We start from the raw sequence: 15,869 nt of genomic DNA on the forward strand, positions 1-15,869 counted from the left end.
GAGAAGGGGGAATAGAGATGACAGCAGAAACGAAAAACAAAGTATTGACGCGTGATGAGGTAAAGGTGGAGGAAACTTGGCGTTTAGAGGATATTTTCGCATCGGATGAAGCATGGGAAAAAGCCTATACTGAAGTTGAGGAGTTTTCTAATAAATCCGCGGATTTTAAAGGTACACTGCATAACGGAGCAGAAGCACTCTACGCTGCACTCACTTACCGTGATACGTTATCGGAGAGATTGCGCCGTCTTTATACGTATGCCCATTTGAAGTCTGACCAAGACACGACAAACAGCTTCTACCAAGCGATGGATAGCCGTGTGAAATCTTTGTATGTAAAAGTGTCCACAGCCTTATCCTTCTTCCTACCGGAGCTATTGGCGATGGATGAAGCCGAATTGGACAAGCTAGTTGAATCGCATGAAGGATTACGCCTTTATAAGCAAGAGTTCGAAGAAATTAATACACAGCGCCCGCATATTTTGCCAGCTGAGCAAGAGGCTCTTTTAGCACAGCTATCTGAGGTGACTGGAAAATCTTCAGAAACGTTTAGCATGTTGAATAATGCAGATTTAACATTTCCGGCAGTGAAAGACGAAAATGGGGAAGAAGTTGAATTATCACATGGTCGCTATATTCGATTTTTGGAAAGCGATGATGCTCGTGTTCGAGAGGATGCTTTTAAAGCGACGTACTCAAAATATGGAGAATTTCAAAATACGTTTGCATCGACATTGTCGGGAAATGTGAAGCGTGATAATGTCAATGCAAGTATTCGTAATTACTCATCTGCACGTCAAGCAGCCATGTCAAATAATCATATTCCAGAACAGGTTTATGAAAATCTTGTATCGACAATTAATAAAAATGTGCACTTGCTACAGCGCTATGTAGCATTGCGTAAAAAAGTGTTCGGACTTGAAGAACTTCATATGTGGGATATGTATGCACCACTTGTCAAAGATGTGGACATGGAAATTCCTTACGAAGAGGCAGCAAAAACGATGCTCGACAGCTTCCATCCACTTGGTTCTGACTATGTTTCAATTGTTCAAGAAGGATTGGATAATCGTTGGGTAGATGTTCGTGAAAACAAAGGCAAGCGCTCAGGTGCTTATTCTTCTGGCGCTTACGGTACAAACCCATATATTTTAATGAACTGGCAGGATAACGTCAGCAACTTGTTTACATTAGCACATGAATTTGGGCACAGTGTCCATAGTTATTATTCACGTAAAAGCCAGCCATTCGTTTACAGCGGATATTCCATTTTCGTAGCAGAAGTTGCATCGACAGTGAACGAGGCTATTTTGAATGATCACTTACTGAAAACGATTGACGATGAGCAAAAACGTATTTATCTTCTGAACTATTGGTTGGATGGGTTCCGTGGAACGGTCTTCCGTCAAACGATGTTCGCTGAATTTGAGCACTTGATTCATCAGTTGGAACAGCAAGGTGTTGCTTTGACAGCTGAAAAGCTAACAGAGGAGTATTACGCACTCAATAAAAAATATTTTGGTGAGGATCTAGTTGTCGATGAAGAAATTGGTCTTGAATGGGCACGGATCCCACACTTCTACTATAATTATTATGTCTATCAGTATGCGACAGGTTATAGTGCGGCAGTAGCGCTTAGCAATCAAATACTAACAGAAGGTGAACCAGCAGTTGAGCGTTATATTAATAACTTCTTGAAGGCAGGGTCTTCGGATTATCCGATTGAAGTGCTTAAAAAAGCGGGTGTCGACATGACAAGCGCTGCTCCAATTGAAGAGGCTTGTCGCGTCTTTGAAGAAAAATTGAATGAGCTAGAATCACTTCTTCTGAAAAAATAAATCATTTTTGTGATCACCCTCTTTGTCTAATTTAGTGGACGAAGGGGGCTTTTTGTTATTCTGTAATAACATTAAATTCATTTCCAAGAAATCGGAATGATCTGTTATATAGTAATGATACCTGTTCTATAACTATTAGTGATTGCTTCTGCTGGAAAATTAAAATGTGACATTCATGTGAAATGTATTGTGAAAAGTTGCTGTTACTATTATTTTGTGATAAAGTAAGGATGTGAAATAGATCACATACCAAACATACACCCCTTTTGTTTGAACGTGAACATTTCTCCCATTCCCTTTGTAAAAGAGCATTCACTCCCCCCCAGGAGTAGGATGCTCTTTTTTGTTTGTAGGATTTCGTGTTTTGTCATAGATAAATCTTACAGCTATTGTCAATATCTATTCTTTTCTGTATAATTAAATGGAATTATCAGTTTATAAACGTGGAAAGGAGATGAATCTCATAAGTACTATTATCCACAGGAAAAAGCCTATTTTACTTCAAGGAATTCCCCGTCTGATTGCCCGGCTTCCCCCTGATCATCGAAAAGTCCAGTATTTGCAAAAACAACTTTATCGAATTGGTGCCGGCTACTCAGGAGAATGTAATGTTGATTCTTATATTGAGCGAACGCAATTCCCTCATAGTATGAAAATTTTTACGGATGTCCATTTGTGTAATTCCCCAAAGTTCACATTTCAGATTGATACTTTGATACTTACAGAGCAATACATCCTTATTATCGAAGTGAAAAATCTGAAGGATTCAGTCCAATTTATACCCAATCCTCCCCATCTTGTGCAAATACTTGAAACCGGCGACGAAGTGGTTCTCGATTGTCCGGTCTATCAAATTGAATCGAATAAGTCGAATCTCGATGAATGGCTTCGACAACGTGGAATTCATTTAAAAACGCTTGGTCTCCTCGTTCTCGCAAATCCAAACACGAAAGTGATAGATACCCCAAACGATTTTCCTATCATTTATAAAAAACAAATTCCTTTTTATTTGCAAAAGTTAAGACCGGCTGAAAATATCCTTACGGTTAATCAAATTCAAGAACTAGCAAAGCAGATCCATGCTGAACAACAGCAATTTAATCCGTTTCCTTTATGTTCCTATTATCATATTTCTCCCAATGATTTACGAAAAGGTCTGTTGTGTCGCGATTGTCATGGACAACTTCAACAGAAAAACAGAGAAACCTGGTATTGTCAGCGTTGTTCAAAGAAAGCCGAAGATCCTTATAACGATGGAATTCGGGATTGGTTTATGCTTGTTAAAAATTCGATGACTAGTAGTGAATGTCGAAGTTTTTTGAATTTAAAAGATGGAAATGCAGCTCGATATATTATATCGAAATCTAATCTCATCAAAAAAGGTCAATCGACAGCGACGTTTTATATTTCAGGCAGTAAATTAAACCGTCCTTAATAGGTAGCGGGAGTCTTTCATACTAAGAAGGGCTCTTTTAACTGTCGAATTAAAAACTGTAATGGCAATCGGTGGAACTGTCATGGCAAATGAAGAAACTGTAATGGAGACGCCGAACTGTCATGTGAAAAGTGGAAACTGTAATGGCAATCGGCGGATCTGTCATGACAAATGAAGAAACTGTAATGGAGACGCCAAACTGTAATGGCATTTGGCTGAACTGTCACGGCAAATGAAAAAACTGTCATGTCAATGGCGAAAACCAGAAGTCCGAACAAAAAACACCCCATTCCCCGGCAAATCCTTGGGGAGTGGGGTGATCATATAAGTTGTTATGGTTGCTTTTTACGCCAAAGTGTAGTGTCTTGGAATGAAAGTCGTTCAACGTGTTGTTGAAGAAGGCGTTTTTTGAGTTCACGTTCGGCTGACTTTTCAGTCATACTGTAAATATCGGCAATTTCGTTTGTGGTGAGCGTGTCGAATCGACGGAACAAGTCTTCTAGTGGTGGGGGAATGTCTGGCATAATCGTCATGCCGATTAACTCCTCTAAAATTTGTTCGTACACGTCGTAACTGTGTAAGCCGCTTACTTTTAATCCTTCATCTTCAATATTTCCATTAAAGAAAACGAATGTAGCAGGTTGATCGACTTCCATTTCTTTAGCCATATACAAATCAACCTGTAAGGAGCGTAAGACATTTTTGGAAGAAAAGTCTTGGATAAACTCATCTACGTCGAGCTCTAACTTTTCAGCAATTTCAACGAGTACTGAAAAGGAGGAAACATTTCGAGATTTTAAAAAAGAGTACTCAAACAATTTGGCTAGGAAGCGCATTCCGGCACGCTTACCCTGGAATTCGGCTGCCTTCACGGCAATGCTCGGGAAGGTAGGATGGACTTTGCTACAAGCAAGGGCATCCTCTTGTTTCTTTGTACATTGTAGATTCATCGATGGTAATGAAGTACGCAATGCAATTCGCAGCGTGAAGTAGCGATCATAATCAAGTTGCAGTTTGCGTAGAACAGGCTGAAGAGACCAGCTATCCTCGCACAAAGGATCAATGAAAACATATAATTCGATGGGTCTTGTACATGAAGAAGGGATCATCGAATTTTCCATTAATGTTTCTCGGTTCACAGATAATCCTCCCCGCTTCTGTTCACCATATGGTTCGCAGTTAAGGCGAGGCGATTGTAATACATATCCCGTAATTTCCCTTCAAGTCCGACTTCGTCCATTGCTTGGGCCATGCAAGAAAGCCATGCTTCCGCTCGTACTGGTGTGATTGGAAAAGGATTATGACGAGCTTTCATCATCGGATGACCGTGCTCTTCTGTATATAAATTGGGTCCACCTAAATATTGTGTTTGAAATTGTTTCTGTTTACGTGCTGTTTCTGCCCAGTCACCCGGAAAAATGGGGTATAGATCTGGATGAACAGCCACTTTAGCGTAAAATAAGTCGATAAGTTCCGACAACTTTTCAGCACCGATCTCCTCATAAGGGATCAAAGGTTTTCGCATCATTATGTCAATCTCCTTTGCTCTGACTGTACTGATATTCTACCAACCTGATGTGATTTTCTCAAATAAATCGTACCGAGCTAATCCCCACTATAGCAACAAGCCTGTTAAACTTTCGTGTAATTTAGCACTTTTTGGACATATTGCTGTGTTTCCTTGAAAGGTGGAATGCCATCATATTTCTTCACATTTCCAGGACCTGCATTGTAGGCAGCAAGGGCTAATTCAATATTGTCGTCGAATTGATTAAGCATTTGTTTTAAATATTTTGCTCCGCCCATAATATTTTGAACGGGGTCGAAACTATCTTGTATGCCGAGGAACTTCGCTGTGCCAGGCATTAGTTGCATAAGTCCTTCAGCACCTGCGCGACTGACAACACTGTTGTTGAAATTCGATTCTTGTCTAATAACTGCGTTGATTAAATTTTCAGGTAGCCCAAATTTGTCTGCTGCTTGCCTGACGATATCGCTATATTGATTAGTATTCATCGAACTAGCTTGAGACACCGACTGTTGTGTTGAGCCAAGTATTGCGGCAAGCGTGGAGGGCTCAAAAACACGATTATTTCCTGTATATCGTAAGCTTTCTATCTGATTAGCATTGCTGAGCATCGATGAGGAAATGGAAGATAAGGAATCTGTGACAGATGATTGTCCTCCTAATTCTTCTAACATCATTTGAAATAGAGATGTAGGAGAATCTTGTTCTGCACTCGATTGAACAGAGCCAAAAGATTGTAAGGCATTGATCTCCATTAATGTACGAATTGCACGTATATCCATCATGATCTTTCCTTTCTGCAAATAGGGCTGTCATTTTCGAAATAGCACTCTACTAATCAGTATACCAATACTCGAAAGAAAACGCATATTTCAAACTGCAAGGCCGTGCTCTGTATGGTAAACTGAACGTAATGACATATGAAGGGAAGACGTAGTTGTGAGCATGCAAATTCAAATTGACAGCGGAATCCGTGACGCAGAAGAAATCCGCTTTTTATTGGCCGCAACGGCTGATGAACCACAAGGAATACCGTCGGGTAAAATGATTACAGATTCTGAAAACTTATCTTTTGTGTATTTATTGGAAATCGAAGAAGGCTATCGTCAACTTCATTTTGCACAGGCAGTGTGGCCACTTATGGTGGAAGTGCTGAAGTTGGATGTGGAACCAGTGTTAGTATGGCAAGATCAGGCTGTGTCGCTTATTGGATTCAAAGATGAGCTGACGATGCTTATTTATAATATTGAGGGAAATGATAACTATGGGGAAGCATTTTCCTTAGCAGTTGAACAAGCATTCCATGACATACTTAGCGATGTAGACTAACAGCTGGGAGGGGTCCAGATGAGGCAATGGAAACAATTTCTTGAACCTTATAAACAAGCAGTAGATGAGTTGAAGATAAAGTTTAAAGGGTTACGTGCCCAATATGACTTGGAAGATGTACATACACCTGTTGAATTTGTGACAGGTCGCGTGAAGCCACTTGCAAGTATTTATGATCGAACACTTGAAAAAGGAATCCCTTTTGAGCCTTCGGACGAGCTTGCGACGGAATTGCCCGATATTGCGGGGCTTCGCATGATGTGCCAGTTTGTAGATGATATTGGCACCGTTGTCGAAGCGTTACGCCAACGAAAAGACCTTGAAATCGTTGAGGAACGCGATTATATTTCAAATAAAAAACCAAGCGGCTATCGGTCCTACCATATGATTATTAAATATCCTGTTCAGACGATTCATGGAGAGAAAACAATTTTGGCAGAAATCCAAATCCGCACATTGGCAATGAATTTCTGGGCCTCTATCGAGCACTCCTTGAATTATAAATATGAAGGGGAAATGCCGAATGAAATTCGTTTACGCCTTGAAAGGGCGGCGGAAGCAGCCTTTCAATTGGATGAAGAAATGTCGCAAATTCGTGATGAGATTCAAGATGCACAACAGTATTTCAGCGCCTTTAAGGAAACTGGAAGTTATGACGAAAAGGATCGAAGAAAGAGGTGACAACTATGAAATTCGCAATCCAATCACGCAATGATCAGCTATCGAATCGTCTGATGGAAGAGGCGAAAGGTTATTTGACTGATTTTGGACTTGTATTTGATGAGGATGAACCTGAAATTGTGCTGTCTATCGGCGGCGATGGAACATTACTGCATGCATTTCATAAGTATCAGCATCGTTTGCAGGATACGGCTTTTGTCGGAATTCATACGGGGCATTTAGGGTTTTATGCGGACTGGAAGCCGGAAGAAATGGAGAAACTGGTCATTTCGATTGCTCGTACTGAATATGAAGTCATCGAATATCCGCTGCTGGAAGTAACAATCAATTACCGTAATTTGGAAAAAAGCGCTACCTATTTGGCGTTGAATGAGTCAACGATTAAATCATCTGAAGTAACGCTTGTCGTAGATGTTGAACTGAATGGCGAACATTTCGAACGCTTTAGGGGAGATGGTCTATGTATGTCTACACCATCTGGATCGACAGCATATAATAAGGCGTTGGGAGGGGCAATCATCCATCCTTCGTTGCCAGCGATGCAACTGGCGGAAATGGCATCCATCAATAATCGTGTTTTCCGAACGGTTGGCGCGCCACTTGTGTTACCCAACCATCATAAATGTGTGTTAACGCCTGTTAAAGGACCCGATTTCATGTTGACAATCGATCATTTACAGCTCCTTCATAAAGATGTCAAATCGGTTGAATATGTCGTTGCGCAGGAAAGAGTGCGCTTTGCCCGATTCCGTCCTTTCCCATTTTGGAAACGGGTGCATGATTCCTTCATCGACAGTGATATTTAACATGATAGTGAAAGATTTGCGTTTTCGTCTCGTATTTCTAGTGGATGAAGAAGGGATTTTACTACGGGAATTTCTTCATTCGAAAGGAATTTCAAAAAGGACGTTGACGGCGACGAAATATGAAGGTGGTCAACTAACGGTCAATGGTATCGAGCAAAATGTCAGGCATCGGTTGCAGGTTGGAGATGAAGTAGTAGTTATTTTCCCGCCGGAGCAGCCAAGTGAGGGATTGCAGCCGGAAAATGGTGTGCTTGATATTATTTATGAGGATGAAGCGTTGCTTGTTTTGAATAAACCAGCAGGGCAAAGTACGATACCTTCTCGCGATCATCCAGGGGGAACGGTGGCGAATCTAGTCGCTGGCAAATTTGTTCATGACGATTTACCTGCAACAGTGCACGTCGTGACGCGTTTGGACAAAGATACATCGGGCTTAATTTGCATCGCAAAGAACCGGCATATTCATCATCTTCTTAGTGAACAGATGATAGCATCCGGTTTTCATCGTCAATATGTCGCGATTGTGGAAGGTCGGGTGCAGGAAAAAAGATTCACGATTGAACAACCCATTGGTAGAAAAGATGGCAGTATTATTGAACGAATGGTGTGCGAGGATGGACAATTCGCTCGGACAGACGTAGAAGTGCAGCGTCATTTCGAAAAAGATGGACATGAACTGACAACTGTAGCGTTAATGTTACATACAGGGAGAACGCACCAAATTCGTGTGCATTTACAATGGGCAGGCTATCCACTCGCTGGCGATGATTTATACGGCGGCACAAAGAAGTGGATAGGACGTCAGGCGTTACATTGTGCGATACTTCGTTTCGCACATCCACTGACAGGGGCTGATATACAATTTACAAGTGATTTGCCAATGGATATGCAAGAAATTAGTAGAAGTCTGTGAATTTTTCAGGCATGAATTGTTGCTGTGATGGCACAGATACAATGTCCATTTCTGGGTAGCGTAAGGCGGTAAGCTTGCCGCCAAAAACACATCCTGTGTCGACGTTAACGGTGTGCTGTAAATGACGGGCTTCCCTGACAGGTGTGTGGCCATAAACGATACAAGCCCGTCCATTGTATTGCTTTGCCCAATCGCGTCTTACTGGTTTACCATTCGGTAATGTTTCCCCTGTAATATCGCCGTATTGAACAAAAACACGTACTTTTTCTGAGTAAGGAACACCTATTAGTCGTTCGGGAATACCTGCATGTGCAATAATTAGTTTACTGTCGTCCAGGCTTTGATATAAGGGTAATGCTTCATAAAACTGGCGGTATCTGTTGAGGAATTGCTTGCGCTGTTCTTTGGATAATGTGTTAATTTCAGCTACTGTCGTCTCAAGTCCATGTGTCACTTGCACATGATTGCCCTTCGCAAATCTATACAGCTTATTGCAATGATTTCCCGGGGAATAATGGAGGGGATGTGCATCTTGCATATCGAATAATAGCTGCAAAGTCTTGATTGAGTCGGGTCCCCTGTCCATTGCATCCCCGACAAATGCTAGCTGTCTACCGTCTGAATGAACGGGAATACCGCTGTCCATTAAATAGCCCAGTTTTTCAATCAAAGTAATGAGTTCATCAAAACAGCCATGAATATCTCCAATAATATCAAATTTCATCATTTATCCCACCCTTTAGTATGAAAGATATGCTATTATAATACCCTATTTAGGGGAATGTACACTGGAAAGGAAGGTGTAGCTATGAACGCACATGAAGAATACAAAGAAGAGGTAATTTTGAACGAAGAGAAATTGTTGGAAACGCTTGTTAACGAAGATATACAAGCCTTCCGAGCTGAGTATCTTCTCCTACACCCTTACGACCGTGCGATTTTCTATGAGAAAGTTGGGGTCGATCTTCGGAAGACGATGTACCAATATTTATCTCCGAAAGAACTTGCAGAAATTTTTGAGACAAGTGAAATCGATGAGGATGAATACAAACAGTTCCTTCAGGAGATGGACACGACGTATGCTGCAGACATGATTTCCTACATGTTTGTGGATAACGCGGTAGATGTCCTGAAGGAACTCGATAAATCGCAAACAGTTAGTTATTTAACATTAATGGACAAAGTGGCGGCCACAGAAATTAGAGCGCTCCTCCATTATGAGGAGTATACAGCGGGTTCCATCATGACAACGGAATATGTCACTGTTCCTCAAAACTCTACTGTTCGTTCTGCAATGACGATTTTACGCAATGAAGCTCCAAAAGCGGAAACGATCTATTATGTATTTGTCGTGGATGATGATAATCGCTTGACTGGCGTTGTGTCACTCCGTGATTTAATTATTGCGCACGAAGATACACTAATCAGTTCGATTATGAGCGAACGTGTTGTGAGTGCACTTGTGTCAGATGATCAGGAAGACGTCGCGCGGACGATTAAGGATTATAATTTCCTAGCTGTGCCAGTTGTTGATTTTCAGCAACATATACTAGGGATTATTACAGTCGATGATATTATCGATGTTCTTGATGAAGAGGCTTCGGATGATTACGCTAAATTCGCCGGGGTTTCTAATATGGATACTTTTGACAAAAATTCATTCTCGGCAATGAAGAAAAGATTGCCATGGCTCATTATTCTACTTGTGCTTGGAATGCTTACTGCAAATTTAATCGATTTGTTTACAGAAACAATTTCAAAAGTGGCACTTCTTGCAGCATTTATTCCCCTCATTGCGGGGACTGCTGGGAATAGTGGAACGCAAGCACTAGCAGTTGCAGTACGTGGTATTGCGACGGGAGATGTCGAGGATGAGAGCAAATTTAAGCTACTGCTACGCGAAGCAGGAACAGGGCTTATGACAGGAGGAGCCTGTGCATTATTTGTTGTTGGACTCATTTATATTTGGAAGCATGAATTCTTAATTGGTCTACTAGTGGGGGTAGCGATTTTTGTATCCATTTTTGTCGCAACGATATCTGGCTCATTCATCCCACTGGTCATGCATAAGTTGAAAATTGACCCTGCGGTTGCTTCTGGTCCTTTTATCACGACATTGAATGATATTATCAGTGTCATTATCTACCTTGGTCTTGCAACGATGTTCATCAGCGAATTGTAAATTGCTGGTGAACATTTTTTCTTTTCTTTGAATAAAAATTTCTAATGAACACCTATATTATGGGCGCATATACTATAGAAAAAAAGGATGTGCCAATTGTGTTGAACAATGAGCCGTTATTATTTGTTCAGGGACCACCTGTCTATATTAAAGTGGTAAAGAGACAAGAGGAGAGCACGTCGGTTTTTAGTTTAAGTGGAGAAGAACCTGAAATGGTGAGTAGTGAAGTGGAAATTGAAATAGAACAAGAGCAGCCGACAGCTGTAAAAGTGGCGGAACCTTCTTTAGTGAAAAAGATTATGTATTTAGGGTCACCATTTTCGCGACAGGTTTACCGGCCACTACAGTTTGTATTAGATGATGAGACGTTAACGGGCTCTATTGAAAAAATTGAAGGTGAGACGGTTTTGATAGGCATCGGGGAGGACGCGAGTGAATTAGTGTCTGTGGAAATGGCTAAAATCGAAGAAATCCTTTGGCGCGGTGATCCTTTTGTCGAGGACTAAATGTTATCAGCAGGGCGGATGCATCCGTGCTGCTTTTTTAGTGTTCAAAATTATGTGAAACAAAACGCCTGCCCAATCGATAAGAACCGAAAGGGCAGGCTGGGCATCGCAGGTTAGTCAATCATTCATAGCTTTAGTATAATCAGTCTTCGTCACAATCAATGAAAACGTCTTTGACACATTGAATGGCACAGAAGCATTTTAAGTCGACTGTGACACATGAACCAGTCGCCTCAAAGCGTTCAACTTCACAAATTGCATCAAAATCAAGTTTGCCATGTTTAAATAAGTTGACTCTTCTGCCGTGACGATCGCGTGGCTCGAGAACTTGTAATGTTGCACAGCAGTTGTCAAATACATTTTGTACTCTAAAGAAGACTGAGAAGCAGCTATTACAATCTTTTTCATTCCCTTGTTCGTTCGATAGATTTCTGTCGTTATCACGGCGTCTTCTTCTTTGATTGAACATTGCTTTGAAAGGATCACCGTCATCATTCATTAGCATGAATACCCGTGTATTTGCCCGTTGTCGTGAAGGACTAACAAGGCTACCAAGCGGGGTTAAGAAACAATCAGTTCTGCAATCGTCACAATCTATGTCATCTCGAATATCCTGTATTCGTCGAATCGCACGGACGACCTCGCAAATACAGTTATCATGGCGGCGAATATCCGCCACATCTTCATTTCTTCCACATCCCATTAATTCCACCTCCTTCTCTCAATTCTTTATACTTTATGCGCTAGAGTCCGCCATGTTAGGGCGGACGAACCGGTTATGAATAAAGTTCAGATGAAAAAGGCATACTATAAAAAAAATGGAGGGACGCATATCCGGAAACTTGGCCTAATGATTATTGTACTTACTCTGCTAGCTGGTTGTTCAGAAAATGGAATTCGGATTCATAATGATTCGAGTGAGGACCCCACAAAGGCTGAACAAGTATTTAAGACCGATCCACATCTTACAGGGGCCGTCACCGTATTTCATGAAAATAATCTATTGATGGGAGTTACGCTTAAAACATTTTCAAGGTTCAAAAAAGAAAAGATTGAAAAAGAGTTAAAAAAGCAATTAGAAAAAGAATACCCGGAGTTAGACATTACCGTATCGGCAGATGGAAAAATATGGTTGGAAGCCAATAAGCTTATAAAATCAGGTCAAAAAAAAGAATTGACTGAAAAAATCGATAAGCTAAAACTATTGTTAAAGGAAGAGACGTAATGGATGAAAAAAAATATGCACAATTAGAACAACAAATGTCACCGAAAACACCTTTGCTACGCAATGTCATATTTGCTTTTTTGACAGGCGGAACAATCTGCTTGATTGGTCAATTTGTTGCTCTTTTTTATATGGTGTTTTTTGATTTTACAGAACGGACTGCGAGTAATCCAACTGTCGCGACGATGGTATTTTTCGCCATGCTTTTAACTGGTTTTGGTTACTATAAGAAAATTGGTCAATTTGGTGGGGCGGGGAGTGCAGTGCCTATTACGGGATTCGGTAACGCGGTCATTTCTGCGGCTATTGAGCATAAGTCCGAGGGCTATGTACTTGGAGTCGGAGGGAATATGTTCAAGCTGGCGGGATCAGTCATTCTTTTTGGTGTGTTTTCCGCATTTGCCGTTGCGCTAGTGAAAACAATTCTTGTTAAGTTTGGTGTCGTATCATGGTAGCGCGCGGGTTACTGACATTTAAGACGACTCCATCCATTGTCGCAACGGGTGTGACAGCTGGACCATTGGAAAGGAAAAGTCCTTTTGTTCATCAATTTGATAAAGTGTATGACGATGAACGCTGCGGTTTAAAGACGAATGAACATGCTCATGCCAAAATGATTGAAGACGCCTGCATGATTGCGTTGAGTAAAATAGATCTTATACCAAGTGATGCTAATTTTTTATTGATCGGTGATCTTGTGAATCAAATGACCCCCTCCAATTTTAGTGCCTCTACGTTGGGCATCCCGTACATCGGTTTGTTTTCAGCATGTGCGACATCGGTGTCTTCTTTGCTGATGGCGGCATTGTTGACGGAAGCAGGCATGTCGAACTGTGCGATTGCAGGGGCAGCAAGTCAGCACAATGCGATTGAGCGACAATTTCGCTATCCTGTCGAGTATGGTGCGCAAAAGGGTGAAACAGCACAATGGACAGTGACAGCGGCAGGAATGGCGGCTGTCACCCCCTATAAAAAAGGAGTTCCTTCTATTAAATGTGCGACCATCGGATGTGTCACGGATCTTGGTATGACAGATCCACTAAATATGGGAGCGGCAATGGCGCCAGCAGCGGCGGATACAGTCACACGCCATCTTACAGGGCATGGTATGAAAGCAAGTGACTATGATTGTATTATGACAGGTGACCTTGGCAAGACAGGATTTGAATTGTATAAACAATTATTAGGTAATAAAGGAGTAGAGGTGACGGACAAGTTTCGAGATGCGGGTGCGGAATTTTATAGTAATGATCCGACATTTTTATCTGGAGCGAGTGGGGCAGGTTGTTCTGCTGCGATTTATTTCACCGAAATTATTGGAAAAATGGTGGCGGGTGAGTATAAGCGCGTTTTGCTTATTGCGACGGGTGCGCTGTTGTCGCCCATGTCGTTCCAACAAGGTGATACGATTCCATGCATAGCGCATGCAGTTGAATTAACGATGAAATGAGTGGGTATAATGATTTCAATTTTTATAACATCGTTTATTGTGGGTGGATTAATTTGTGTCGTTGGACAGCTCTTATTTGATGTAGCGAAACTGACTCCAGCTCATACATTATGTATATTAGTCGTCGTAGGATCCGTGTTAGATGGTTTTGGACTCTATGAACCACTAATTGATTTTGCAGGTGCTGGTGCAACGATACCAATTACTTCTTTTGGTAATTCGTTGACACATGGTGCCATGGCAGAAGCAGAAAAGCATGGTTTCATCGGTGTGTTGACGGGTATGTTTGAAGTGACAAGCTCAGGAATTAGCGCAGCTATTTTATTTGGCTTTATAGCTGCTTTCATTTTTAAAGCAAAGGGAAAAATGTAGGGACATTTTCCCCAATCCTTTCTTTCTTCTCCGCATAGGATATGTGGAAGGGAAGGAGGGGTTTTTCATGTATGGAGGATACAATCCTTATTATGGCGGATACGGATGCGGTGGATTCGATGGAGGAAGAGGCTATAACTATGGCGGTTCGACATTTGTTCTAATTGTTGTTCTCTTCATCTTGCTCATTATCGTGGGCAAAAGTTTCTTATAGGAGGGGAGGATTATAGATGAATGATTCATTTTTCCGGAAAATCGAATCAAAAACGGGTGTCCCGATGGACGAAGTATTCGCCCTGGCCAATGCAATCCAATTCGCAGATTTCAATGATGAGCGGCAAGTGAGGAAAATTATTCAAAAGGTTGGCAAGCTGGCAAAGCGCGAAGTACCTCAGCATACGGAAGATGAGCTCGTTCGGTCAATCATCAAGGATGGTAAATCTGTTAATATACAAGATATCCAAAATATGATTGGCAGACAATAAAAGAATAAGAGATAAATGGTTTAAAAATCGGCTAACTGGGTATACTAGTAATAGAATTAGAAACTATTAGGAAAGGGGTGTAGACAATGGGCTACCTATTACCAATTCAACCAATTCAATCTCAGCAATATGCAAATCGGATGAATGCAGACTCGTATAATTTTGCACATATCAATCGTGTAGGCAAGATCAAATTCGATTTCAAGTTTTCCGAGGATTCACATGAAGCATTTCAGCAGGATCAGGAGCAAGAGGAGAAGGAGGAAAAGGAAATGGCGAGCGCTCGTGTTTCCGCACCTCCTTTAGCATCTAAGGGTTTTATCTACCCGAATCCTGCCAATCTATCACCCGCAATTTCACAGGCAGTCGGAAAAGGACTATCTGTAAATGCGTACGTTTAATCAATTACGTCACGGCGTAATTGCGTCCGGATTTTTTCGATCTTGAGACCTACAGGATGTAGATCATGCAGTCGTTTCGAATCGAACGGCGAAGGGTTTGATTTGCCGTATTTCTGTGCTTTTGCAGAAATTAAGGCACATGATTAGGACGTCGCGAACTTAGACTGCCATCATTAACTCCCTTAAAAATCCGTGACATCCGCCGGAGGCTTTATCTTGATTCAAGATTAAATAATATCAAAAAGGTTCGCACTGCTTGTAAAAAAGCATGGCGAACCTTTTTTTATTCGATAATAATCTTTTCCATTGCACGATGTGGGATGTCTGCATCCATAAATTCAGGTGAGGTGATGACATATCCTAGCTTTTCGTAGAAAGGAACTGCGTAGGTTTGGGCATTTAAAATAATTTTATGCATCCCGGTTTCTTTTGCATGCTTTTCAAGTGCATTCATAATGAGATTGCCTAAGTGCTGTCCTCGATATTCTTCCAAAATACAGATACGTTCGACTTTACCAATACCTGCGTTTGTTTCACGCAAACGACCTGCGCCGATGGCTGTCGTCATGGAATAGACGACGAAATGGACGGCATCTTTGTCGAAATCGTCTAGTTCAAGATTGAGTGGAACGCCTTGTTCTTCTACAAAAACTTTTCTTCTGACAGAAAATGCATCTTCCCGCTCAAGGTCAGAAGTCACAATTCTTACTGTAACCAA

21 protein-coding genes are annotated in these 15,869 nt (G+C 41.4%); 15 read left to right on the top strand and 6 right to left on the bottom strand.

Annotated elements, in window-relative coordinates:
* Positions 1 to 17: 17 nt before the first annotated feature.
* Complete coding sequence (pepF, locus tag MKZ10_RS06565) at positions 18 to 1,838, top strand: oligoendopeptidase F (RefSeq protein WP_342508992.1); 1,821 nt, start codon at positions 18 to 20, stop codon at positions 1,836 to 1,838.
* Positions 1,839 to 2,397: 559 nt separating this feature from the next.
* The gene (locus tag MKZ10_RS06570; protein WP_342508994.1) at positions 2,398 to 3,273 is read left to right on the top strand and encodes a nuclease-related domain-containing protein; all 876 of its coding nucleotides are present in this window, start codon (positions 2,398 to 2,400) and stop codon (positions 3,271 to 3,273) included.
* Between the two features lie 332 nt (positions 3,274 to 3,605).
* Here MKZ10_RS06570 and MKZ10_RS06575 read toward each other — a convergent pair whose 3' ends face one another.
* The 3 genes from MKZ10_RS06575 to MKZ10_RS06585 form a co-directional block, all read right to left on the bottom strand.
* The gene (locus MKZ10_RS06575) at positions 3,606 to 4,412 is read right to left on the bottom strand and encodes a DsbA family protein (RefSeq protein WP_342508996.1); all 807 of its coding nucleotides are present in this window, start codon (positions 4,410 to 4,412) and stop codon (positions 3,606 to 3,608) included.
* On the bottom strand, positions 4,409 to 4,801 hold the full coding sequence (locus MKZ10_RS06580) for a globin (protein ID WP_342508998.1): 393 nt from the start codon (positions 4,799 to 4,801) through the stop codon (positions 4,409 to 4,411). The genes MKZ10_RS06575 and MKZ10_RS06580 overlap by 4 nt, the downstream gene beginning before the upstream one ends.
* Positions 4,802 to 4,905: 104 nt before the next feature.
* Positions 4,906 to 5,586 (bottom strand): lytic transglycosylase domain-containing protein, encoded by a 681-nt coding sequence (locus MKZ10_RS06585; protein WP_342509000.1) that lies wholly within the window; start codon positions 5,584 to 5,586, stop codon positions 4,906 to 4,908.
* A gap of 160 nt (positions 5,587 to 5,746) precedes the next feature.
* Here MKZ10_RS06585 and MKZ10_RS06590 point away from each other — a divergent pair, with 160 nt between their 5' ends.
* Genes MKZ10_RS06590 through MKZ10_RS06605 form a run of 4 tightly spaced genes read left to right on the top strand, consistent with a single transcriptional unit; the run spans position 5,747 to position 8,530 of the window.
* Complete coding sequence (locus MKZ10_RS06590; RefSeq protein ID WP_342510066.1) at positions 5,747 to 6,130, top strand: hypothetical protein; 384 nt, start codon at positions 5,747 to 5,749, stop codon at positions 6,128 to 6,130.
* Positions 6,131 to 6,148: 18 nt separating this feature from the next.
* Positions 6,149 to 6,811, top strand: coding sequence for a GTP pyrophosphokinase family protein (locus tag MKZ10_RS06595; RefSeq protein ID WP_342509002.1), 663 nt, complete (start codon positions 6,149 to 6,151; stop codon positions 6,809 to 6,811).
* 5 nt (positions 6,812 to 6,816) lie between these two features.
* The gene (locus MKZ10_RS06600) at positions 6,817 to 7,617 is read left to right on the top strand and encodes an NAD kinase (RefSeq protein ID WP_342509004.1); all 801 of its coding nucleotides are present in this window, start codon (positions 6,817 to 6,819) and stop codon (positions 7,615 to 7,617) included.
* A 1-nt stretch (position 7,618) separates the two neighbouring features.
* Positions 7,619 to 8,530, top strand: a complete 912-nt coding sequence (locus tag MKZ10_RS06605) for an RluA family pseudouridine synthase (RefSeq protein WP_342509006.1) — start codon at positions 7,619 to 7,621, stop codon at positions 8,528 to 8,530.
* Here MKZ10_RS06605 and prpE read toward each other — a convergent pair.
* Complete coding sequence (gene prpE / locus MKZ10_RS06610; protein ID WP_342510068.1) at positions 8,514 to 9,254, bottom strand: bis(5'-nucleosyl)-tetraphosphatase PrpE; 741 nt, start codon at positions 9,252 to 9,254, stop codon at positions 8,514 to 8,516. The two genes, MKZ10_RS06605 and prpE, sit on opposite strands and share 17 nt — an antisense overlap.
* Positions 9,255 to 9,338: 84 nt before the next feature.
* Here prpE and mgtE point away from each other — a divergent pair, with 84 nt between their 5' ends.
* Positions 9,339 to 10,712 carry a magnesium transporter gene (mgtE, locus tag MKZ10_RS06615; protein ID WP_342509008.1) on the top strand — a complete coding sequence of 458 codons (1,374 nt, stop codon included), beginning with the start codon at positions 9,339 to 9,341 and terminating at the stop codon, positions 10,710 to 10,712.
* A 98-nt stretch (positions 10,713 to 10,810) separates the two neighbouring features.
* A complete protein-coding gene (locus tag MKZ10_RS06620) occupies positions 10,811 to 11,218 on the top strand; it encodes a hypothetical protein (RefSeq protein ID WP_342509010.1) in 408 nt (135 codons plus the stop codon).
* A 142-nt stretch (positions 11,219 to 11,360) separates the two neighbouring features.
* Here the strand turns inward: MKZ10_RS06620 and MKZ10_RS06625 are convergent, their stop codons facing one another.
* Entirely contained in the window at positions 11,361 to 11,921 is a 561-nt protein-coding gene (locus MKZ10_RS06625) for a CotY/CotZ family spore coat protein (protein ID WP_342509012.1), read from the bottom strand.
* Positions 11,922 to 11,996: 75 nt separating this feature from the next.
* Here MKZ10_RS06625 and MKZ10_RS06630 point away from each other — a divergent pair, with 75 nt between their 5' ends.
* The 7 genes from MKZ10_RS06630 (at position 11,997) to MKZ10_RS06660 (ending at position 15,151) form a co-directional block, all read left to right on the top strand.
* Positions 11,997 to 12,443 carry a hypothetical protein gene (locus tag MKZ10_RS06630; RefSeq protein WP_342509014.1) on the top strand — a complete coding sequence of 149 codons (447 nt, stop codon included), beginning with the start codon at positions 11,997 to 11,999 and terminating at the stop codon, positions 12,441 to 12,443.
* Positions 12,443 to 12,898, top strand: a complete 456-nt coding sequence (gene spoVAC, locus MKZ10_RS06635; RefSeq protein ID WP_342509016.1) for a stage V sporulation protein AC — start codon at positions 12,443 to 12,445, stop codon at positions 12,896 to 12,898. Before MKZ10_RS06630 ends, spoVAC begins: the two co-directional genes overlap by 1 nt.
* On the top strand, positions 12,892 to 13,893 hold the full coding sequence (locus MKZ10_RS06640; protein ID WP_342509018.1) for a stage V sporulation protein AD: 1,002 nt from the start codon (positions 12,892 to 12,894) through the stop codon (positions 13,891 to 13,893). Before spoVAC ends, MKZ10_RS06640 begins: the two co-directional genes overlap by 7 nt.
* Positions 13,894 to 13,902: 9 nt before the next feature.
* Positions 13,903 to 14,265, top strand: coding sequence for a stage V sporulation protein AE (spoVAE, locus tag MKZ10_RS06645; protein WP_342509021.1), 363 nt, complete (start codon positions 13,903 to 13,905; stop codon positions 14,263 to 14,265).
* 67 nt (positions 14,266 to 14,332) lie between these two features.
* Positions 14,333 to 14,479, top strand: a complete 147-nt coding sequence (locus MKZ10_RS06650; protein ID WP_203246024.1) for a YjcZ family sporulation protein — start codon at positions 14,333 to 14,335, stop codon at positions 14,477 to 14,479.
* Between the two features lie 16 nt (positions 14,480 to 14,495).
* The gene (locus MKZ10_RS06655) at positions 14,496 to 14,750 is read left to right on the top strand and encodes a stage VI sporulation protein F (RefSeq protein WP_203246025.1); all 255 of its coding nucleotides are present in this window, start codon (positions 14,496 to 14,498) and stop codon (positions 14,748 to 14,750) included.
* 86 nt (positions 14,751 to 14,836) lie between these two features.
* Complete coding sequence (locus tag MKZ10_RS06660) at positions 14,837 to 15,151, top strand: hypothetical protein (RefSeq protein ID WP_342509025.1); 315 nt, start codon at positions 14,837 to 14,839, stop codon at positions 15,149 to 15,151.
* Positions 15,152 to 15,434: 283 nt separating this feature from the next.
* On the opposite strand, the gene MKZ10_RS06665 is transcribed toward MKZ10_RS06660, so the two are convergent.
* On the bottom strand, positions 15,435 to 15,869 hold the full coding sequence (locus MKZ10_RS06665; protein WP_342509027.1) for a GNAT family N-acetyltransferase: 435 nt from the start codon (positions 15,867 to 15,869) through the stop codon (positions 15,435 to 15,437).

The organism is Sporosarcina sp. FSL K6-2383 (assembly GCF_038618305.1).
GTDB lineage: Bacteria > Bacillota > Bacilli > Bacillales_A > Planococcaceae > Sporosarcina.